The organism is Pseudomonas sp. GL_139_B, assembly GCF_057834475.1.
The window spans coordinates 2,445,324-2,464,834 of the sequence record NZ_CM174403.1 but is presented as its reverse complement, the minus strand read 5'-3'; the positions used below and the strand labels follow the sequence as shown (position 1 = coordinate 2,464,834).

21 protein-coding genes and 2 pseudogenes are annotated in these 19,511 nt (G+C 59.7%); 11 read left to right on the top strand and 12 right to left on the bottom strand.

All coding sequences use genetic code 11. From position 1 onward, the window contains the following. Positions 1-47: 47 nt before the first annotated feature. Together AC3ISI_RS11405 and AC3ISI_RS11400 are read right to left on the bottom strand one after the other, a co-directional pair. Positions 48-833, bottom strand: coding sequence for a molybdopterin-dependent oxidoreductase (locus AC3ISI_RS11405; protein ID WP_489337025.1), 786 nt, complete (start codon positions 831-833; stop codon positions 48-50). Continuing rightward, positions 830-1,450: a cytochrome b/b6 domain-containing protein gene (locus AC3ISI_RS11400; protein ID WP_489337024.1), complete on the bottom strand. Its 621-nt coding sequence runs from the start codon at positions 1,448-1,450 to the stop codon at positions 830-832. The genes AC3ISI_RS11405 and AC3ISI_RS11400 overlap by 4 nt, the downstream gene beginning before the upstream one ends. 166 nt (positions 1,451-1,616) lie before the next feature. On the opposite strand from AC3ISI_RS11400, the gene AC3ISI_RS11395 reads away from it, so the two are divergent. Then, a complete protein-coding gene (locus AC3ISI_RS11395) occupies positions 1,617-2,558 on the top strand; it encodes a class I SAM-dependent methyltransferase (protein ID WP_489337023.1) in 942 nt (313 codons plus the stop codon). Positions 2,559-2,596: 38 nt separating this feature from the next. Here the strand turns inward: AC3ISI_RS11395 and AC3ISI_RS11390 are convergent, their stop codons facing one another. Beyond that, positions 2,597-3,052 (bottom strand): cupin domain-containing protein, encoded by a 456-nt coding sequence (locus AC3ISI_RS11390; RefSeq protein ID WP_489337021.1) that lies wholly within the window; start codon positions 3,050-3,052, stop codon positions 2,597-2,599. A gap of 238 nt (positions 3,053-3,290) precedes the next feature. Here AC3ISI_RS11390 and AC3ISI_RS11385 point away from each other — a divergent pair, with 238 nt between their 5' ends. Continuing rightward, the gene (locus AC3ISI_RS11385) at positions 3,291-3,737 is read left to right on the top strand and encodes a hypothetical protein (protein ID WP_489337020.1); all 447 of its coding nucleotides are present in this window, start codon (positions 3,291-3,293) and stop codon (positions 3,735-3,737) included. Positions 3,738-3,804: 67 nt separating this feature from the next. Here the strand turns inward: AC3ISI_RS11385 and AC3ISI_RS11380 are convergent. Beyond that, positions 3,805-4,185, bottom strand: a pseudogene (locus AC3ISI_RS11380) (winged helix-turn-helix transcriptional regulator); the annotation flags it as partial. Here AC3ISI_RS11380 and AC3ISI_RS11375 point away from each other — a divergent pair. Continuing rightward, positions 4,184-4,885, top strand: a pseudogene (locus AC3ISI_RS11375) (aldehyde dehydrogenase family protein); the annotation flags it as partial. The pseudogenes AC3ISI_RS11380 and AC3ISI_RS11375 sit on opposite strands and share 2 nt — an antisense overlap. 15 nt (positions 4,886-4,900) lie before the next feature. On the opposite strand, the gene AC3ISI_RS11370 reads toward AC3ISI_RS11375, so the two are convergent. From AC3ISI_RS11370 to AC3ISI_RS11360, 3 genes are all read right to left on the bottom strand, one after another. Beyond that, entirely contained in the window at positions 4,901-5,836 is a 936-nt protein-coding gene (locus AC3ISI_RS11370) for a Ppx/GppA phosphatase family protein (protein ID WP_489337019.1), read from the bottom strand. A 194-nt stretch (positions 5,837-6,030) separates the two neighbouring features. Then, positions 6,031-6,381, bottom strand: coding sequence for a BON domain-containing protein (locus tag AC3ISI_RS11365; RefSeq protein WP_489337016.1), 351 nt, complete (start codon positions 6,379-6,381; stop codon positions 6,031-6,033). A gap of 73 nt (positions 6,382-6,454) precedes the next feature. Continuing rightward, positions 6,455-7,957 carry an aldehyde dehydrogenase family protein gene (locus AC3ISI_RS11360; protein WP_489337015.1) on the bottom strand — a complete coding sequence of 501 codons (1,503 nt, stop codon included), beginning with the start codon at positions 7,955-7,957 and terminating at the stop codon, positions 6,455-6,457. Between the two features lie 174 nt (positions 7,958-8,131). Here AC3ISI_RS11360 and AC3ISI_RS11355 point away from each other — a divergent pair, with 174 nt between their 5' ends. The 4 genes from AC3ISI_RS11355 (at position 8,132) to AC3ISI_RS11340 (ending at position 11,178) form a co-directional block, all read left to right on the top strand. Further along, the gene (locus tag AC3ISI_RS11355) at positions 8,132-9,445 is read left to right on the top strand and encodes an IS4 family transposase (RefSeq protein WP_489336474.1); all 1,314 of its coding nucleotides are present in this window, start codon (positions 8,132-8,134) and stop codon (positions 9,443-9,445) included. Positions 9,446-9,647: 202 nt separating this feature from the next. Then, entirely contained in the window at positions 9,648-9,851 is a 204-nt protein-coding gene (locus AC3ISI_RS11350) for an HvfA family oxazolone/thioamide-modified RiPP metallophore (protein WP_489337014.1), read from the top strand. A gap of 57 nt (positions 9,852-9,908) precedes the next feature. Continuing rightward, a complete protein-coding gene (locus tag AC3ISI_RS11345) occupies positions 9,909-10,424 on the top strand; it encodes an HvfX family Cu-binding RiPP maturation protein (protein ID WP_489337012.1) in 516 nt (171 codons plus the stop codon). Between the two features lie 55 nt (positions 10,425-10,479). Then, on the top strand, positions 10,480-11,178 hold the full coding sequence (locus AC3ISI_RS11340; RefSeq protein ID WP_489337011.1) for a dienelactone hydrolase family protein: 699 nt from the start codon (positions 10,480-10,482) through the stop codon (positions 11,176-11,178). Positions 11,179-11,251: 73 nt separating this feature from the next. Here the strand turns inward: AC3ISI_RS11340 and AC3ISI_RS11335 are convergent, their stop codons facing one another. Continuing rightward, positions 11,252-12,220 carry a nitrilase-related carbon-nitrogen hydrolase gene (locus tag AC3ISI_RS11335; RefSeq protein ID WP_489337010.1) on the bottom strand — a complete coding sequence of 323 codons (969 nt, stop codon included), beginning with the start codon at positions 12,218-12,220 and terminating at the stop codon, positions 11,252-11,254. 87 nt (positions 12,221-12,307) lie between these two features. Then, positions 12,308-13,246, bottom strand: a complete 939-nt coding sequence (locus tag AC3ISI_RS11330) for a GlxA family transcriptional regulator (RefSeq protein WP_489337009.1) — start codon at positions 13,244-13,246, stop codon at positions 12,308-12,310. Between the two features lie 296 nt (positions 13,247-13,542). Between AC3ISI_RS11330 and AC3ISI_RS11325 the strand changes: the two genes are divergently transcribed. Beyond that, on the top strand, positions 13,543-14,037 hold the full coding sequence (locus AC3ISI_RS11325) for a PaaI family thioesterase (protein ID WP_489337007.1): 495 nt from the start codon (positions 13,543-13,545) through the stop codon (positions 14,035-14,037). A 27-nt stretch (positions 14,038-14,064) separates the two neighbouring features. Here AC3ISI_RS11325 and AC3ISI_RS11320 read toward each other — a convergent pair whose 3' ends face one another. Beyond that, positions 14,065-14,685, bottom strand: coding sequence for a cell wall hydrolase (locus AC3ISI_RS11320; protein WP_489337005.1), 621 nt, complete (start codon positions 14,683-14,685; stop codon positions 14,065-14,067). 139 nt (positions 14,686-14,824) lie between these two features. Here AC3ISI_RS11320 and AC3ISI_RS11315 point away from each other — a divergent pair, with 139 nt between their 5' ends. Then, positions 14,825-15,676, top strand: a complete 852-nt coding sequence (locus tag AC3ISI_RS11315) for a CAP domain-containing protein (RefSeq protein WP_489337004.1) — start codon at positions 14,825-14,827, stop codon at positions 15,674-15,676. A gap of 31 nt (positions 15,677-15,707) precedes the next feature. Here AC3ISI_RS11315 and AC3ISI_RS11310 read toward each other — a convergent pair whose 3' ends face one another. Continuing rightward, entirely contained in the window at positions 15,708-15,944 is a 237-nt protein-coding gene (locus AC3ISI_RS11310; RefSeq protein ID WP_477791104.1) for a hypothetical protein, read from the bottom strand. Positions 15,945-16,145: 201 nt separating this feature from the next. Between AC3ISI_RS11310 and AC3ISI_RS11305 the strand changes: the two genes are divergently transcribed. Continuing rightward, the gene (locus AC3ISI_RS11305; protein ID WP_489337003.1) at positions 16,146-17,909 is read left to right on the top strand and encodes an L-lactate permease; all 1,764 of its coding nucleotides are present in this window, start codon (positions 16,146-16,148) and stop codon (positions 17,907-17,909) included. A 75-nt stretch (positions 17,910-17,984) separates the two neighbouring features. Here AC3ISI_RS11305 and AC3ISI_RS11300 read toward each other — a convergent pair whose 3' ends face one another. Further along, positions 17,985-18,434, bottom strand: a complete 450-nt coding sequence (locus AC3ISI_RS11300) for a winged helix-turn-helix transcriptional regulator (protein WP_489337002.1) — start codon at positions 18,432-18,434, stop codon at positions 17,985-17,987. A 193-nt stretch (positions 18,435-18,627) separates the two neighbouring features. Here AC3ISI_RS11300 and AC3ISI_RS11295 point away from each other — a divergent pair, with 193 nt between their 5' ends. Beyond that, the gene (locus AC3ISI_RS11295) at positions 18,628-19,413 is read left to right on the top strand and encodes an SDR family oxidoreductase (protein WP_489337001.1); all 786 of its coding nucleotides are present in this window, start codon (positions 18,628-18,630) and stop codon (positions 19,411-19,413) included. The last annotated feature ends 98 nt before the right edge of the window (positions 19,414-19,511 follow it).

The following is a 19,511-nucleotide window of genomic DNA, read 5'->3' as shown; positions in this document are numbered from 1 at the left end:
ACAGGTTGCGAATGAACGCAGCGTGGGCTGCGTGGTGAATGTGTCTGTCAGCTGCCACCGAACCAGTTGTAACCCTGGTCTTCCCAGTAGCCACCGCTGTAGGTATTGCTGACAAAAATTGCCTGAATGTGTTTGGGGTTTTTGTAGCCAAGCTTGGTGGGCATGCGCAGCTTCATGGGGAAGCCGTACTGGCGAGGCAGCACCGCGCCGTCATAGGTCAGCGTCAGCAAGGTTTGCGCATGCAGCGCAGTGGCCATGTCGATGCTGGTGTAGTAATCGTCTGCACATTTGAAACCGACGTATTTGGCATCGGTGTCGGCGCCAACGCGTTTGAGGAAATCACTGAACCGCACGCCCCCCCAACGGCCGATCGCGCTCCAGCCTTCAACGCAGATGTGCCGGGTGATCTGTTCGGACTGTGCCATGGCGCGCAACTCTTCGAGCCGCCAACTGCGCTTGTCCGCGACCAGGCCGGTGACTTCCAGTCGGTAACTCTCCTCTTCCACCGTCGGCGCTTCGTCGATGCCGTAGTAAGCGTTGAACGGGAATGGCCGGGTGATCATCGATTCGGGATAGGTCGGTGCCATGGCGTTGGGGTTGAACAGCCAGCCCTGCACCCGGTCGTTGAAGCGGGACATGGCGGACAGCGCGGTGTCGACGCTTTCGTTATCGGTGATATTGCAGCCGGACAACATCGCCACACCACCGAGGGACAGGCCACGCAGCAGGAACGAGCGACGCGAGCGGTCGGTGATCTGCGGGGCGAGTATTTTTCGGGCGTCTGTCAGGATCGATGACTCGTCCAGCCCGGAACTGTCGATGCGCTTTTTCATACCCGCTCCTTGCGACCGACGATCATCGCCCACAACGTTTTTGGAACCAGAGCGACCATCACCAGATGCACCGCAACGAAAGCAACCAGCAGCGACATTGCGAAGAAATGCACCCGTCGCGCGCCTTCGTAGCCCGCCAGCATTTCACGCAACAGCGGGAACTGGACGGACTTCCAAAGCACCAGTCCGGAGACCACCAACAGCGTGATGTCGACCATGACGAACAGGTATGCCACCCGTTGCACCTGGTTGTAATGACTCAGGTCGGCATGGCTCAACCGCCCGCTCAATGCGGCCCACAGGTCATGCAGGACACCTTGGGGCGAGACGGGTAGAAAACGGCGTTTCAGACGACCGCTGAACAGGTTGATAGCGAGATAAATCAGGCCGTTGATGGCCAGAAACCACATCGCTGCGAAGTGCCATTGCAGTGCACCGCCGAGCCAGCCGCCCAGCGTGATCGACTTGGGAAAGCTGAAGTCATAAATCGGCGAGGCGTTATAGATTCGCCAACCGCTGGTGACCATGACCAGCACGGCCAGGGCGTTCAGCCAATGGGTCAGCCGTAACCAGCGAGGATGGCTATTGGCAGTGGGTGAAGCAGATAGCTGCGACATGTCCGGCGCCCTGCAGTTGATCGTTGGGGCCGAGTATGGGAGCCGATAGATCGCCAAATCCTCACGTAAAGTTAAATTAAACGTGATAACTCCTGACGCGTTGCAACACGCCTTGCCCTGCAATTGTGGTTAAAATGCCGCCCCCTCAAATTGCCGACCCTGCCCGATGAATTCAGACGCGCTTTGCACCCTCCACGCCCACCTGCTGACGGCCCTGGCAGCGGCCCCTGCAGAAACCCGTCGGCTATTTCACGGTCGTGGCCGCTGCTGGCCGGGGCTGGAGCAGTTGACCGTCGACTGGCTACAAGGCGTGGTGCTGGTCGCGCTGTTCAAAGAGCCTGAAGCGTCGCAGCTGGAGGATTTGAAACGGCTGCTGATGCAGATCACGCAGTCAGCCGAGTGGACACAATCCGGCGCGCATACATTGTTGCTGCAACATCGTTATCTGTTGCAAAGCACCACCGAATGGCTGCTGGGCGAGGTGATCGAGGAAATGACCATCACCGAGGGTGGCTTGCGTTATCGCGTGGACCTGGGCCGCAAACAGAACACCGGCCTGTTTCTCGACATGCGTTACGGCCGCGACTGGGTGCGGGCCAATGCCCAGGGCAAGCGAGTGTTGAACCTGTTTGCCTACACCTGCGGCTTCTCGGTCGCCGCCATCGAGGGTGGCGCCGAGCACGTGGTCAATCTGGACATGTCCAGTCCGGCCCTGAGCCGTGGGCGCGACAATCACCGACTCAATGGGCACGACTTGAGCCAGGTCAGTTTTCTCGGCCACGATCTGTTCAAGTCCTGGGGCAAGGTGATCGGCAAGGGGCCTTATGACCTGGTGATCATCGACCCGCCGTCCTTTCAGAAAGGCAGTTTTTTGCTGACCAAGGACTACCAGCGCGTGTTGCGTCGTTTGCCGGAGTTGCTCAGCCCGCAAGGTACGGTGTTGGCCTGCATGAACGATCCGGCGTTTGGGCCTGACTTCCTCATCGAGGGTGTCATGCGTGAAGCACCGAGCCTGCGCTTTGAACAGCGGCTGGAGAATCCGCCGGAGTTTCCGGATGCGGACGTTGAGTGTGGCTTGAAGGCACTCGTGTTCAAACTGGGGGATTGAATCCGCTTTACCAAGGAATGAGCTTGCTCCCACACTGATTACTCCTCCAACACCAGCAGCGGCGTGCCTTTCTTCACAATGTACGTCGCCAGCTCTGACGCCTTGCCGCCACCCACATTCTTCGCCACATGCGCCGTGCCTGCGGGGATGTACAGCGAGTCGCCGGCCTTGAGCGTAACCGGTGGCCGGCCTTCCAGCTGATACTCAAACGTGCCGTCGATGACGTAGGCGACTTCCACCCCTGGATGCGAATGTTTGGGCGAGGCCACGCCGGCATCGAAATCGACACGAACCTGGATCACCTCACGTTCGGCGACTTCCAGGTCCTGGCGCACCAGGTCCGTGCGGTGGATACCTGACTGCCAGCTGTTGCCAGGCTGCGCTTCATGGCTGGCCTCGGCAGCCTGCGAAAAACTCGCGAAGGCAGCCAGTGACACGGCGGCTAGGGCGATGCCGAGCCGGCCAGCGGTGTTGCGGGAATTGATACGGGACATCGCAACTCTCCAATATGACCGCCGATGCGGTGTGCTCATTTAGAGGGGGCGGCGTATCCCGCTTGTGTCACATAACCCATGGTTTTGTATGCCTAGTTGGCTGTCGGCACAGCAGATACGTTGCGATACAACACCCGTGCGCCAGGACCGACCGTCCGAAGAAATGTCCGCCGTCCCCTGACAGCTAAAATTGACAGGGGGATCACTTCAACGCGTCCTTACAAGCGGGAGTTTCACGATGAAAATCGTATCTTCGCTGGCGTCGGTGGTGGTGGCGGCTGGGTGGCTCTGCGGGTGCTCGACGGTGCCTGACAGTCAGATCACCAACGTTCCTCTGCACGCTACGCCCGTCAATGCCGGGAATATCGCCCGGCCCATCATGATGCCCAAAGGCAATACGACCGAGTTCTGGTTTGCCGTCAGCGGTGAAACCATGGGCAGCGCATTGCCCGGTCGTTTGTCGGCTTACATCTATCCCGGAAGCTGCGCCAGTCTTGGTTCAAAACCGGCCTATGACCTGAACGACGGACCGAATGCACGGTTCTATTCCATGGCATCGATGCAGTACTTCTGGAAAAGCGCACCGGTGTCTGTCGAGACACTTCGAGCCGGCGGCTATGCCTTGGTGGTGCGGGAAAATCCGGCCGATGGTCACCAAAACATTTTCTGCGGCAATTTGAGCTAAAGCCGTTGGCTTTCCCTGCGTTCCCGACTGCGGTGCGGGAACGCCTTTTTTCTGCAATCGCCGGCTGTTACGAGTCCTGAGCCGCGACTGGGTCCGCCCCACGACCTCCCTTGAAAGCATCACGCCGGGCTTTTCGTTCAGCGGCGTAGGCGTCGCTGGGCGTGCTGATCAGCTCCCCGCGACGCAGCGGTTCGCCGCAATGTGCGCACAACGGGCCCAGCCCGGCAGGCTGACGACAGGTGGCGTGGGTGTAAACGACCGCCAGCCCCTCCTCCTCAGACTTGCACCAGGTTTCCCCCCACGCGCGCAGTGCCAGCACCACGGAATAGAAAGCGTCGCCTTTGGCCGTGAGGTGGTACTCGTAACGCGGTGGCCGCTCGCTGTAGGCGCGACGGAGGACCAACCCGTCAGCCTCCAGGCGCTTGAGCCGGGTGGCGATCATTTGCGGCTTTGTCGAGCGCATGCTGGTCAACGTCGGGCAAGCCTGCCTCAAGCCCGCGCTGCTGATCGCCATCGACGGGCCTGGCTGTGAGGCGATGCGCGCCGCAATGATCAATCGTGTCAACAAAGCCTCGGCGCGACCGATGCTGACACCGAGTATTCACGCCTCGTATGTGAACGATCTAGGCCTGATGGAGAACACCGGGGCCCGGCGCATTGCCGCAGGCTCGCCCGCCAGTGCAGCGTTGGATGGCGCATCCGCATTACTGGAGGTCGACGGCGCGAAGTTCCTGAGTACAACGCTGCTGGCCGAAGAGGTGTTCGGCCCGTCAGCGCTGCTAGTGAAGGTCAGGGATGAGACTGAAATGCTTGCCGTTGCACGCTCGCTGCGAGGCCAACTGTCGGCGGCCATGCACCTTGAGGACGAGGATTTGCCCTTGGCACAGCGCTTGTTACCCGTGCTGGAACGACGCACTGGACGCATCGTGGTCAACGCCTTCGCGCATCCGCAGGAAGTGACGTTTGCCACCGTTCACGGCGGGCCTTTTCCGGCAACATCGGACAGCCGCTTCACGTCGGTCGGCATGACTTCGATTGAACGTTTCTTGCGCCCGGTGGCTTACCAGGGTTTTCCGCAAGCGTTACTGCCTGCGGTGCTGCGAGACGAAAACCCACTAGAGTTGCCTCGCCTCGTTGACGGTGTCTAGAAAGGGGGGCGGGGTTCAATGCCTGGCCATCAGGCCATGCAGGACCCCGAACCTCAATCCCGCCTCTGATGGCGTCATATGCGAGATACCAAAGACCTTGAACGCCGCCAGCATTACCACCAAGCCACCCGGCAAGGTGCTCAAGCGATGGTTTTGCAAACCGGACAATTTGAGCTGTTTGACATGCCCCACTTCCAGCAGGCGCAATGACAGGCGCAGCAGACCGCTGTAGGTGATACCGCTTTCGCCGTCGTCATTCATCCCGTTGGCCTTGAGCACTTTGGCGAGCATTCGTGCCGTGCCCGAAGAGCCGATGGCTTGCTGCCAACCCAGGGCACGGTAACGCCGCGCCACTGTTTCAAATTGCTGCGTGGCCACGCGCTCCGCCTCCAGCAGCGCCGGGGCGGTGATGCAGCCACCGGAGAAATATCGCGCACCAAAAGTACCGCTGCCGATGGCAATGCTTTCGGTCAACAGCGGCTGAGCGCCCTGCCCCAAAATCAACTCGGTGGACCCGCCACCGATGTCCACGACCAGTCGCATGCATTGCGGGCTGGGGATCGAGTGGGTCACACCGGCGTACACCAATTGAGCCTCTTCGTGCCCGGAGATGACGTCAATCCGAAAACCGAGGTGGCGCTCGGCGCTGGCCAGGAACAGCTGTGCATTGTCGGCTTCGCGAACGGCACTGGTCGCCACCGCCCGCACCCGGCCGGCTTCAAAGCCGCGTAATTTCTTGCCGAATCGCGACAACGCCTGCCATCCACGATCCAGCGCCATTTCGTCCAGCGCACCACCCTGAAAACCTTCCGACAAACGGACAGGTTCACGCAGGGTTTTCACCTCGTGGATCATCCACTTCTGGTTCCGTTTGACCGACTGCCCAATCATCATGCGAAACGCATTGGAGCCCAGATCAATGGCTGCAAACAGGGAGGCGTCTCCTTTCATGGCGGGAATTCCTGGCAATTTCATCGGCCTGCGGAGGGAGTTCCGCGAAGCGTTCAAGATGGTTTGCGAGGATCCTGCCATGGGTTAGGTGACACCAAGATGACACCGCTCTCTTTTTCTACGCGCTGGAGACCAGCAGCGAACCTGTGCAGCGCTCCCGCTTCACGGAAGCGCTGCGGACAGGATCGCCCTGGTCATTTGTCGTCCGGCTTGCTTGACGATTGAGGCCGATGCTCAGCGCTTTCTTCGGCGTTGGGCGGTTCAGGATAAGTGCCTGGCATAAACACGTGAGTCAGTAATTCCCTGGCATCGACGTCGAGAACGCCCTGAACCGTACGGGTCACAGCAACAATCTTTTCACATTGCCGATGGGTGTTGACCCGGCCACTCAAGGCCACCGTGCCGGCATGGGTCTTGACGTGAATATGCATGGCAAGGGTGGGCTCGGCCATGGCCAGTGTCGACTTAACCCGTGTCGTCAGCCATGTATCGTGAGCGACCGCTTCCAGTTGATGAGAATACTGCTCGAAGGAACGAAGTTTCATGGTGGATCCCTCTTTCAGAACGAAGGAGCAAACACCTTAATTATAGTGTGCCCCTTGCCTGCGGTCGGGATACCTAGCGTTTGACTGACAAATCGGTCTGCGTCATGCGACTACGAACAGTGAACACGCCGTCTCCGGAGAGAATCGCGCTGCGAGCAAACAGTCGACCGCTCTCCCAGTTCGAAAGACCCAGTTCCGGTTTGTTCAGTGCGTACTGGCCGTCGACCCAGCGCGTGATGCCGTTGCCGACAAACGGGGCGTTGACCGCGTTGTAGAAGCGCTCATGCGCAGCGTCATCCTCACTGATCAACGACACCGTGAACTGCGGGCTGTAGCGATTGAACAAGGCAATGGCACAGTCCAGGTCGTTGACGATCATCAGGCTGACTTCCGGGGTTTCTTCCCATTCCCACTCGCGGCCCAATTGATCCTCAGGCAGCGGCTCGGCCATCGCCTCGGTCTGATAGCCCTGCGCTCGGTACACTTCAACGCTCGCACTCAACCATTGATCCGGCAAATACGGCTCGCTGCCTCCGACAATATGCAGCTTGCAGCCCTGGCCCCGTGCGCTGCCGGCCTGTTGCAACGCATCGAGAAACAGCGGCACCAGCTCAAAGGCGCGGTCGCGCTGGATCAGGCAGACGTTCAAGGTGTTGCAGACCTTGCGGTCCAGAGAATTGCGCACTACGACGGCGAAGCGAGTTGCGTCGGCGTCCTTGTCGGCGATCAGCCAGGCACCACCAGTGCCGTGCAGGCTGACGGCGGTACCCGCCTGTTGGGCGATGCTGCCCAATTGGCTGACCGCACGCCCCGAACCCCGGGCCACGGCCAGCGACAGTCGTCGGTCGGCGAACATCGCCCAGCCGGCCGCGTGGTTGACGCTTTCGACCAGCGACACCGCGCCGACCGGCAACCCCGCATCGCTCAGTGCCGGATTCAACGCATGGGTGACGATGGCCTGGGCGGTGCCCAACGCATCGCTGCCAATGCGCAGCACGGCGGTGTTGCCCGTGCGTAAGACACCGGCAGCGTCGGCAAACACATTCGGTCGGCCTTCGAAGACAAACGCGACGATGCCCAGCGGCGACACCACTTGTTCGACTTTCCAGCCGTCATGCTCAACGCAACTGAGCACCTTGCCGCGTGAGGCCGGCGCATCCCGCCAGGCCCGCAGGCCGGCGATCATGTCACGGCGCATGCGTTCATCCGCCAGCAAGCGCGTGGTGGAACGCCCACGGGCCTTGGCGCGTTCGATGTCGGCGAGGTTGGCGGCTGCGATCAAATCCCAGCACTGCGGGGTTTCCAAGCGCTGGGCAAACAGGTCGAAGAACGCGCTGATCGCTTGATCCGACACCGCCGACATCGCGCTGAACGCCACCGCAGCACGCTCGATCGCAACGCTGGCCGCTTGCTGGTCAGCCACCGGAATCAGCAACAATTCGCCGCTGACCTGCTCCACCAGCAGGTGGTCTCCGGGCTGAAAGCGCGCAGCCAGTTCGGGGCTGACGACCGTGACACGATTACCGGCAAAAGGAATCGGCGTACCAGCGACTAGACGTTCGAGCGCAAGAGACATTAAGCGGTTTCACCATGCAGGGAGCGGCCGGAAAATGTATAGGAAATTGTCCGGAGCGTCATTCACCACTATTCCCCTGTGAGAGCGGGCTTGCCCTAATGCCAGTCAGTTAAGGAATTGACTTGCCCGCCAAGCAGTAATAGAAACGGGCTTATGTTTTTATGAGCCCGCTTCATGTCCCTGCAAAACGCCCTTCAAGAAGTTACCAAACTCAATCCGATCTCTTTCGAGCGCCTTGCGCAACTGATTGATCCTTTATGGATCGAGCAAGCGCTGGCCTCGACCGGAACGGTTTCTCTGCGCCGCAGACGCCTGCCGGCCGAGCGCATCGTATGGTTGGTGGTGGGGTTGGCTTTGTTCAAGAACGAGCCGATTTGGCTCATTGTGCAGCAGCTGGGACTGGCTTTGGGCGAAGCCAAGGTGCCTGTGCCCAGCGCCGCAGTCCAGGCCCGGCAACGGCTTGGAGCAGAGCCGCTGGCCGCACTGTTCAAGCAATTGGCCGAGTCATGGGGCGGCGCTGAGCAGCCCGCTTCGGCTGGCTTTTTAGGGTTACGCAGCTTTGCGGTAGACGGCGTGGTGTGGTCCACCCCCGACACGCCAGAAAACCGCCAAGCCTTCGGTGGCGGGCGGACTCACTCGGGAGACGGAGCCTGGCCACAAGTGCGCGGTGTTTGCCTGATGGATACCTATAGTCACTTGATTCGGGCCGCCTGTTTTGGCGAGTTTGCTATCGGCGAACTTCGCCATGCCAAAGGTCTGGAGAAAGCGGTAAGCGATCACTCGGTGACGATTTTTGACCGTGCCTATTACTCGGCAGCCCTCTTGCTCGACTGGCAGCACAGTGGAACCGAACGGCATTGGCTCATGCGGGCACGCAAACCGCTTAAATACGAGGTAGTCGAAGAGTTGGGCGCCGGTGATTGGCTCGTGCGATTGGCTGTATCCCGAGATGCGCTCAAGCAACGTCCAGACCTTCCTACCCATTGGCATGCACGGCTGATTGAGTATTCGATAGACGACAAACCCCGCCGTTATCTCACCTCGTTGATCGATGCCGAGCGTTACCCTGCCAATCGGGTGGCGGGGCACTACAACGAACGTTGGGAAATTGAATTGGGTTACCGCGAGATCAAGCAAAACCTGCTTAAGGGGGAGCAATTACGCAGTAAACAACCTGATTTGGTGCGCCAAGAACTGTGGGGAACTCTGTTGGCCTACAACCTGATCCGTCAGGAAATGCGCTTGATGGCTGAAGAAATAAAGGTGGTGCCGCAGCGCTTGAGTTTTCTCTGGCTGGCTCAAGCGGTCACCAATGCGCTGCGCTTCTGCCCGCTGGAAACGCCAGGCACGATCCCTAAACGACTGGCAGAACTGAGAGTCCAGGCTAAGCACTTCATGCTGCCTGCCAGACGAGAGCGAAGTTATCCACGAGTGGTCAAGCCCAGACCAGTCAAATATCCCAAAAAGAAGGCAAGAGGGCTTAACTGACTGGCATTAGGGCTTGCCCGCTCCCACAGGGGATATTTGGTGGCTGTGTATCAGTGTGTATACAGCCCGCCTCCTGACACACCCCGCCCATAAAACACCGCCGCAACGACACATCGCAGATACACCCTCTTGATGAACTACGCCTGTCGATTGGCCAAGCCGATCAAAGCGCTCAACTCACTCAATGCTACGGAGTATCACCATGTTCAAACTCTCAACGTCTTCCCTGGCCCTCGGCCTGCTCATTGCCGGTGGCCTGGCCCTTTCGAACGTCGCTTCGGCCTCCGAATCCGAAGCGTTCAGCATGAAACAACTGGCCCACGGCTACAGCCAGGTCCAGGCCGACACGGCGGAAAAACCTGCCGAAGGCAAATGTGGCGAAGGCAAGTGCGGCGCCAGCGAGTAAACCACCACGCGGGGCACGCCGATGCCCCGCCTTCCCGCCCCAGTGGAGATCAAGCCCATGAACACCTCTCTCTCAACGGCCGTCAAAGGTCTGCACCTGAACCTCGACCGTGCCGGTAGCTGGCTCGCACCCTTGACCCTGCGGTTGTTCATCGCCTGGGAATTTTTCGAGTCGGGTCTGGAAAAATGGAACGGTGAAAACTGGTTTGCCGACATTCAGGACCGTTTTCCGTTTCCGTTCGACCAGCTGCCGGCCACGCTTAACTGGGAGCTGTCGATGTGGGCCGAACTGATTTGCGCGCTTGCGATTCTGGTGGGCCTCGGCACGCGCGTATCGGCGATCATTCTGATCGTGGTCACGGTCGTCGCCACCGCTGCCGTTCACTGGCCGGCCGATTGGTCTACATTAAGTGAGCTTGCCCAAGGTTACGCCATCAGCAACAAAGGCCACGGCAACTTCAAACTGCCGCTGATCTACCTCGCCGCCCTGATGCCGTTGTTGCTGTCGGGGGCCGGCAAGCTGAGCCTCGATACGCTGCTGGCGCAATTTTTCTGGCGCCGTCACAATCGTTGAAATGCTACCGTGGCAAGCTTCACTCTTCACCTCACTTGCGTAGACAGGAGCCACTATGAGCGTGACCACCCAATGGATCGAGATCGACGGCGACGAGGGTACATTCGGCGCTTACCTGGCCATTCCGCATACCCAACGAGGCCCGGGGATCGTACTGATCCAGGAGATCTTCGGTGTCAACGAGCACATCCGCTCGGTCGCCGAGCAATACGCCGCCGATGGTTATCTGGTGGTCGTGCCGGACCTGTTCTGGCGCAGCGGTCACCGCATCGAACTGACCTACGATGAAGCCGGCTGGAAACGCGCCGTCGAGTTGATGAACGCCACCGACATCACCAAGGCGCAGGCCGACATCAAACTGGCCATCGACAGGCTGGATGCAGAGCCGGGGCTGGATGGCGGCATCGCGTCCATCGGTTACTGCTTTGGCGGCTTGTTGTCCTACCTCACCGCCACCAACGGGCTGGTGGATGTGGCGGTCGCCTACTACGGTGGCGGCATTCAGAATCACCTCGACCGCGCCGATGACATCCAGGTGCCGCTGCTGATGCACTTCGGTGAGCAGGACAGCCACATTCCGCTGGAAGCCGTGGAGAAAATCGCCGAGCGTTTCGACACCAACGATAACGTGGAAATAGTCGTGTACCCAGAGGCCGAACATGGCTTCAACTGCTCGCACCGCGACAGCTACAACCAGCGCGCAGCGGCTGAGGCACATGGCAATACGTTGATCTTTTTGGGTCAGGAACTGTAAAACCGCCCTTCCTGAAAAAGGCCCCTTCATCGGTTGATGAAGGGGCCTTTTTTTGTTGGGCGCGTTTACCTGATCACAGCTCTTCCGGCTGGGCAGTGACGGCCAACGTCGGCTGAGCATTGCGTTCATGAACATGTCGATGCGGTGTGCGGTCGATGTTCAGGCTCAGAATCTCCGGGCGGCTGTAGTGGCCACGGCCGTCCATTTGGCGTTTGCGGATCTCGATCTCGAACAAGTCGATGTCAGCGATAACCTCGCCTTCGCCTTCGGTCAGTGCGCCGATCACTTCGCCTTGTGGGTCGATGATCGCGGTGTAGCAACCGCCGGAAATCGGACCAATCTCGCAACCAGTGTCGGCCATGATCTGAGCTTGTTGCTCCGGGTACAACCAGGCAGTCGAGTTGACCACGAAGCAAGCCGATTCCAGCGCATGCATGCGGATGCTGACCTCCATCTGACGGGTGAACCGCTCGCCGGCAAACGAGCCGGGGTACATCGAGGCGTGAATCTGTTCGCCGTCTTCGATCAGGGCGTACCTCGCCAGCGGGTTGTAATGTTCCCAGCACGCCAGTTGACCGATGCGTCCGACCGCGCTGTCGGTGGCGCGCAGGCCGGAGCCATCGCCCATGCCCCAGATCATGCGTTCGTGATAGGTCGGCGAAATCTTGCGACGCGCCTGGATCAACGTACCGTCGGCATCAAACAGCAGCTGCGTGTTGTACAGCGTGCTGCCATCGCGCTCGTTGACGCCGATGGACACCACCATGTTGGCTTCTTTGGCGGCTTTGCCGATTGCATCGGTGGTTGCCGAGGGCACTACCACGGCCTGATCGAGCAACTTGTAGTGCTCGGAACCCATTTTGAAAGGCGCTTGCACAAAGGAGAAATACGGGTAGTACGGCACGATGGTTTCCGGGAAAACGGCGAACTGCACGCCCTTCTCACCGAGTTCGCGAATCTTGCTGACGACTTTTTCTACCGTGCCTTCACGGCTGTAGAGCACAGGTGCGATTTGAACGGCAGCGGCTTTGACAATGGACATGGCGGTGATCTCGCTGAGGGATTGGGCTTCAACGAGATCAAGATTACGGAAATAATATTTTGTCTTAAATGTCGAATACACCACCTTTCAGGACATCGACCGATTAGCCCGCTGAATCACCTGCGGCGGCTGTCCGAACGCGCGGATAAAAGCACGGCGCATGCGCTCTCGGTCACCAAAGCCGGTTTCAGTCGCCACCACATCGATGGCATGTCGACCGGTCTCCATCATCAACCGCGCGGCTTCCACCCTCAGGTTTTCGATGGCTTTGGCCGGCGATTGACCGGTTTCGGCGTGGAACACCCGGCTGAATTGCCGGGGACTGAGATGGGCCGCACTGGCCAACTCCTCCACCGACAACGCGGATTTCAGGTGTTGTTTAGCGTAGGTTAACGCCGCCTGGATACGGTCGGTCTTCGGTTCGAGTTCCAACATAACCGAAAACTGCGACTGGCCACCCGCGCGGCGGTGATACACCACCAGTTGTCGGGCCACCGTGCGCGCCACGTCGGCACCGAGGTCTTTTTCCACCAGCGCCAGGGCCAGGTCGACACACGCGCTCATGCCGGCGGCGGTCCAGATATTACCGTCGTTGATGAAAATGCGGTCCTCTTCGACCAGCACCTTTGGATACGCTCGCTGCAAGGCCGGCGCATGACACCAGTGAGTGGTCGCCCGTCGACCATCCAGCAATCCCGCTTCGGCCAGTGCAATCGCTCCGGTACAGATCGAACCCAGACGCCGGGTGGACGCGCTGGCGCTGCGCAAAAACGTAACCATGCCCGGCGACGTTGGCCGGACCAGGTTGTCGCCCATTACCAGCAGCGTGTCGAATGCGCGCGGATCGAATGCACGGGTTTCCACACCGAAACCGGCGGAGGTCTGCACCGTGCCGCCGTGTTCGGACAGCAGCGAAAGACTGTACACCGGCTCGTCGGCGCTGTTGTTGGCCAACTCGAACGTGGCGCACATGGCGAGGCCGAGCACCTGGAAACCGGGGTAAACGATGAGTCCGATGTTGAGCACGGTGGTTGTCCGTAAACGTGGTATGACGGATTTCAAGCCATTTGAGCGGAACTCTACTCTGCTGTGAACGGCACCGGGCAAAAAAACTGTGGGAGCGAGCCGGCTCCGGGCGGCGTTCCGACGATGACGGTGGCACAGTCAACCCTTGCGTTGCCTGACAATCCGCGATCGCGAGCAGGCTCACTCCCACAGGTTTTGCGCCTTAACTGATCCGCATTACCCGGATGGCGCAATGGACTTCCCCTGGTTCCAGCGTTTTAATCGCAGCGGACTTCAAAGCACAACAAGGGACCACCATGCTCGACATTTCCATGCAGGACAGCGCCGCCCCGGAGGGCGTTTGTTACGGCTGCGGCAGCCGCAACCCTCACGGGCTACATGTCAAAAGCCACTGGCATGCTGATGGCATCCACGTAGTAGCCGAACATCTGCCCGACGCCAAATACTGTGGCTGGCCGGATCTGGTGTACGGCGGATTGATTGCGATGTTGGTGGATTGCCACTCGAACTGGACCGCCATGGCTTACCACTACCGGGCAGAAAACCGCGAGCCGGGATCACTGCCGCGCATTGACTGCGTCACCGGGAGTCTGGGGATCAAGTTCATCAAACCGACGCCGATGGGTGTCACGCTAACCTTGCGCGCCAAGGTCGAGGGCGATGTCGGACGCAAGAGCCGGGTCATCTGCGAGGTGTACGCCGACGGCGTGCTCACGGCAGTGGGGGACTCTGTGTTTGTTCGGGTCGATACCGGGCAACTGGCCGCTGCGGCACATGGTCGTGAGGTGTAAGGGCTTTACAGCTGATAGTTGGGCGACCTACTTCGCCGACCCATCGTGTGGCTTGTAGAACACAAATAAGCCGATACTCGCCGTTTTGATGTACTTCTTGGCCCAGACCGGCTTCACCGTCTTGTCATGGAAGTACATCGCGCCGCCGGTGCGATCCGGCAGCTGCTTGTTCAAAGCCTTGCGTGCGATTTCCTTGGCCTGCGCATATTGGGTTTCCTCCTGGACCGTGTCCGGGCGCCCGTCGCACCACCAGGAAAACTGGCAGCTTTTGGTTTCGGAGCCTTGCTTGACCACCGCGCACACGGTGTCGGGAAAGCCTTCGTGGCCGAGGCGATTCATCACCACGTTGGCCACCGCTTCCATATCGGCCGCGTTCTTGCCTTTGGCTTCCCAGTAAATGGAGCGGGCCATGCACGTAATCGCATCGTCCAGCGGAGACTTGCCGACCGGGTCGACAGCCTGGACTTCAGTCGCAGTGATGGTCTCGGATTTGGGCACCGGCACGTTGCTGCCCTTCTCGGCCGCCTTCTGTTCAAGCACCTGTGCCTTGTCCTCCGCTACTTCCTTTGTTTGTTGTTGATCGTCCGCAAGAGCCTGACCGGCGAGCAGCGAAACGGCGAGAAACGCGGCGATCCAATTGACGGGCATAGCGCAAACACTCTGGGAGGCGTCGGCTTAGTGTAGTAGCCAAATCATGTCAGCTACTGAGTCACAAACTGCAAAAAGCCATTGCTTTGTACGGGGGGAGTTCGCGCATCATGGGCGCAGTCCGTCCAAGGGGGTTTTCATGCACGTCTTTTTATCCGCTTTGCGCTTTTCAGGGTTGTCGCTAGGTCTGTTGCTTGCAACAACGGCCATGGCGTCCGAAGAAACGCAGCTGACCGACTCGATCAACGCCTTTCGCAGCCTGGCGCAGCGTTGCGCCGGTCAGGTCTCGCAGGAGTTGCCACCACTGAACAGCGATCCGCGTCTGGTATTACAGGCCAGCGGACCGGTCGACTTGCAGCAGGCCATGGCCCGCGCGGCGTATCCGATGTTCAATGTGCAAGCAATTACCCTGACCGGGCCGCGTGATGCGCAAGCGGCGATGATGGCGGTGCAGGAAAGCTTCTGCCAGGTCGTGCTGGACCCGAAATTCATCGACATCGGTGTCAGCCGCCAAGGCAGCGATTGGCGTATTGTGCTCGCCCGTCCCCTGTTGCCCGCGCGCCAGGGCGATGCTGCCGTCGAAGGCCAGAAACTGTTGGTTGAGCTCAACGCCGCGCGCACTCAACCGCGTCAATGTGGTGGCCAAGCCTTTGCCGCGACCACTCCGTTGGCCTGGAACGCCCTGTTGGCGTCAGCCGCCGAAACCAACTCTCGGGCCATGGCCAACGGCAACTACTTTGATCACAAGGACCGCGACGGCCGCACCCCGGGTGACCGCGCGGAACTGGCGGGTTACAACTTTCAGCAGATCGGCGAGAACATTGCCGCCGGGCAAGACACCGTGCGCAAGGTGGTTGACGGCTGGCTGGCCAGCCCCGGTCATTGCGCCAACCTGATGAATCCACAGTTCCGTGAGCTCGGTGCAGCGTACGCGGTGGACCCGAAGAGCGATGCGGGGATTTACTGGACGGCCATGTTCGGTACGCAGTAAGCGTGATGTTCAGAGCGGTGATGCACCGCTCTTACAACGTTTGCTGACTGTTGCCGACGGTTTTGGCTTTTTCGATGGCCCAGTCCATCGCCGCCTCCATGTCCAGCAGGTGCGGGGATGGATGGTGGTCCTCTTCAATCACCGAACCGTCCGGCCGGTACACACCAATCAGCATTTTCAAGGAGCCGTCTTTCAGTATCTCGGCGGTGACCTTGATCGAGCATCCGTTGGAAAGCGTTTCCTTGTGTTCCTCATGGCGTTCAGTCATTGCTGTCTCCCTCTCGTGGTGAATGAATGGGGCCGTCATCCCTTCTGAGCGTAGTAGAAGTTCGCCCGGGATCATTGCCCGGCACGGTACCTTTGAGCGGTGACGAACCTCACCGAGACAGCGGCGTAATGCCACCTATACTCCTTTCCACCAACCCCGCCCGGGGCCTGTACTACCGACAATAAAAAGCAGAGGTGGAACATGGTTTGGCAGCAAGTCTACGATCCCTTCGGTAATCCGGTCGTTTCAACCCTCATGGCAGCGGTGCCGGTGGTGGTGATGCTGGCCTCCCTGGCGTTTTTCCACATCAAGGCGCACATGGCGGCGTTGCTCGCACTAGCGTCTGCCTTGCTGATCGCGATCCTGGCTTTCGGCATGCCAGCGAACATGGCCGGCTCGGCGGCGTTATTCGGCGCTGCCAACGGCTTGCTGCCGATTGGCTGGATCGTACTCAACATCATCTTCCTGCACCGACTGACCACCGAAAACGGCTCGTTCAAAGTGTTGCAGGATTCCCTGGCGCGAATCACCGACGACCGTCGCCTGCAATTGCTGCTGATCGCCTTTTGCTTCGGTGCGTTTTTCGAGGGCGCGGCTGGCTTCGGTACGCCGGTGGCGGTGACCGGTGCGATTCTGATCGGGCTCGGCTTCTCGCCTTTGGCCGCCTCCGGCCTGGCCTTGATCGCGAACACCGCACCTGTTGCGTTCGGCGCGCTGGGCACACCAATCATCACCCTGGCCAAAGTGACCGGGCTGGATGAAATGGAACTGTCGATGATGGTCGGTCGCCAACTACCCTTTTTCTCGGTACTCGTACCGTTCTGGTTGATCTGGGCCTTCGCCGGTTGGCGCAAAATGCTGGAAATCTGGCCGGCGATCCTTGTGGCCGGGGTCAGCTTCGCGGTACCCCAATTTCTGGTCTCCAACTACCACGGCCCGATGCTCGTGGACGTGATCGCCGCACTGATTTCCATGGCCTGCCTGACCGGTTTCCTCAAGGTCTGGAAACCGGCCACGGTGCACACCTCGGCCGCTTTGTCCGGGCGCGTCGACAACTCGAAAATCGGTGCCGAACATGAGCAACCGCCGGCGGCCACAGGAACCTTTTCCGCCGAGGCCAAACCCGCAGTAATGCGCGCCTGGATGCCTTGGATCATCCTCACCATCTTCGTGTTCGCCTGGGGTACCCAAGGCTTCAAAAACATGTTCGATACCCGCCCGGCGATCGATCCGCAAACCCAGTCGGTCAAGCTCGACCCGCAGGGTAAACCGCTGCGCGAAGCCAACCCGATCTTCTCGCCGGCCCTGACCTTCACCACCCTGCACTTGCAAGTCGAGAAAGTGCCGCCGGTGGTCCCTGCACCGAAAGCCGAAGAGGCGATTTACAAGTTCACGTGGTTCACCGCCACCGGCAGCGGCATCTTGCTGTCAGCCATCCTCGGCGGACTGCTGATGGGCTACTCGATCCCGCAACTGGCACGTCAATACCTGCGAACGCTGTGGGTGGTGCGCTACTCGCTGATCACCATCGCGGCGATGCTCGCGCTGGGTTACCTCACGCGCTACTCGGGACTGGACGCGACCATGGGGCTGGCCTTCGCCGCGACCGGTATTTTCTACCCGATGTTCGGCACCCTCCTGGGCTGGCTCGGCGTGGCCTTGACCGGCTCGGACACGGCTTCCAACGTACTGTTCGGCGGGTTGCAACGGGTCACGTCAGAACAGCTGGGGATCAGCCCGGTGCTGATGGCGGCGGCGAACAGTTCTGGCGGGGTCATGGGCAAAATGGTCGACGCGCAGTCGATTGTGGTCGCGTCCACGGCGACGCGTTGGTACGGGCATGAAGGGGAAATTCTGCGGTATGTGTTCTTCCACTCCATCGTGCTGGCGATTCTGGTCGGTGGCTTGGTGACGTTGCAGGCGTATGTGGCGCCATTCAGTCACATGGTGGTGGGCGGGCATTAGTCCGTACGACCATCGTTGCCACGCCCGGGTGAATCGCCCGGGTGATGGCAACCACTGCGTCAGTTCAGCAGCATCTCAATGCAAAACGCCGAGCTTGGTGGCGATGTCTTGCGGTTCCAGACGCCGTCCATCTGCTGCAACCAACTGCAGTTTTTGAATCGGTTGGCGGTCGCGTGCATCGACCATGACGGATCCGGCTTCGCCAGGCTCGAACATGAATTCGTTACCCCACTGCGAGAGCGCAATGAGCACGGGTTGCAAGGCCCTGCCCTTTTCCGTCAACACGTACTCTTTGTAAATACTCCCGTCAGCAGCCGGCGCCAACTGCATCACACCTTCGGCCACCATGTTTTTGAGTCGGGTGCTCAGGATGTTTTTCGCCACATCCAGACTCTTCTGAAAATCACTGAAACGCCGCGTGCCCGCGAGCGCATCGCGAATAATCAGTAAAGACCACCAGTCGCCAATGAGATCCAGGGACCGAGCAACCGGGCAAGGATCCCCCTGCAAACTTTTGCGCTTCACGTAAACGAACCTCCATGAGATGGGTGCCATTGGTTACCCGGCAAGTGGTTGCATAATACAACCAATACTGCTAAAAACTACAGCCACTGGTTTCATAATGAAACCTTTAGCGACCTGATGCGATTCAACTTGTGCCCTCTGCACCTGTGCTTCGCCATCTATGGTTGCATTATAAAACCACTGGAGTGTTCCCATGAAACTGGCTGGAAAAACTGCATTCATCACCGGCGGCAATAGCGGCCTGGGTTTGGCGACGGCAAAGCTGTTCATCGCTGAAGGCGCAAAAGTCGCCATCACCGGTCGCAATCAAGAAACGCTGGATCACGCTCGGGAGGCGCTAGGCCCGAATCTGCTGGCGATCAAGGCAGACCTGAGCGACGTCAAAGAGATCGAACGTGCCGTGTCAGAGGCCGTCGCCGTCTTCGGCAAACTGGATATCGTGTTCGCGAACGCGGGCGTTGCGGGGTTGACGCCGGTAGGCAGTACGACAGTGGAGGCGTTCCAGAACATCATTCAGACCAATCTCACCGGCACGTTCTTTACCGTGCAAGCGGCTGAACCTCACCTGAACCCTGGCGCCTCGATCATTTTGAACGGGTCGGTGCACGCGGTGATGGGATGGCCAGGCTACAGCGCCTACGCGGCCACCAAAGGCGCGGTGCGCTCAATGACTCGAGTGATGGCCGCCGAATTTGCCCCGCGTGGCATTCGCGTCAATCAGATCACGCCCGGCGCCGCGCGCACGCCGGTGTGGAACCCCCTCGCCTCCACCTCCGCCGAAATGGATGCGCTGGAGCAAAAGCTCACGACCACCATTCCGACCGGCCGCATTGGCGAAGCAGAAGAAGTGGCGACCGTCGCGATGTTCCTGGCGTCCAGCGACTCGGCCAACGTCGTGGGCGCCGAGATCGTCGTCGACGGTGGTGCAACGGGCGCACCGTTGGGCGCGCCGGCACATAGAAGAAACTGGGAAGCGTAAAAAAGCTCTTTCGCGCAATGCCTGCACTACGGGCGTTGCGCGGGAGGCTGTTGCTTCGAAAACTGAAAAAGCGCGCCAAACACTGCTTTACTGATTCA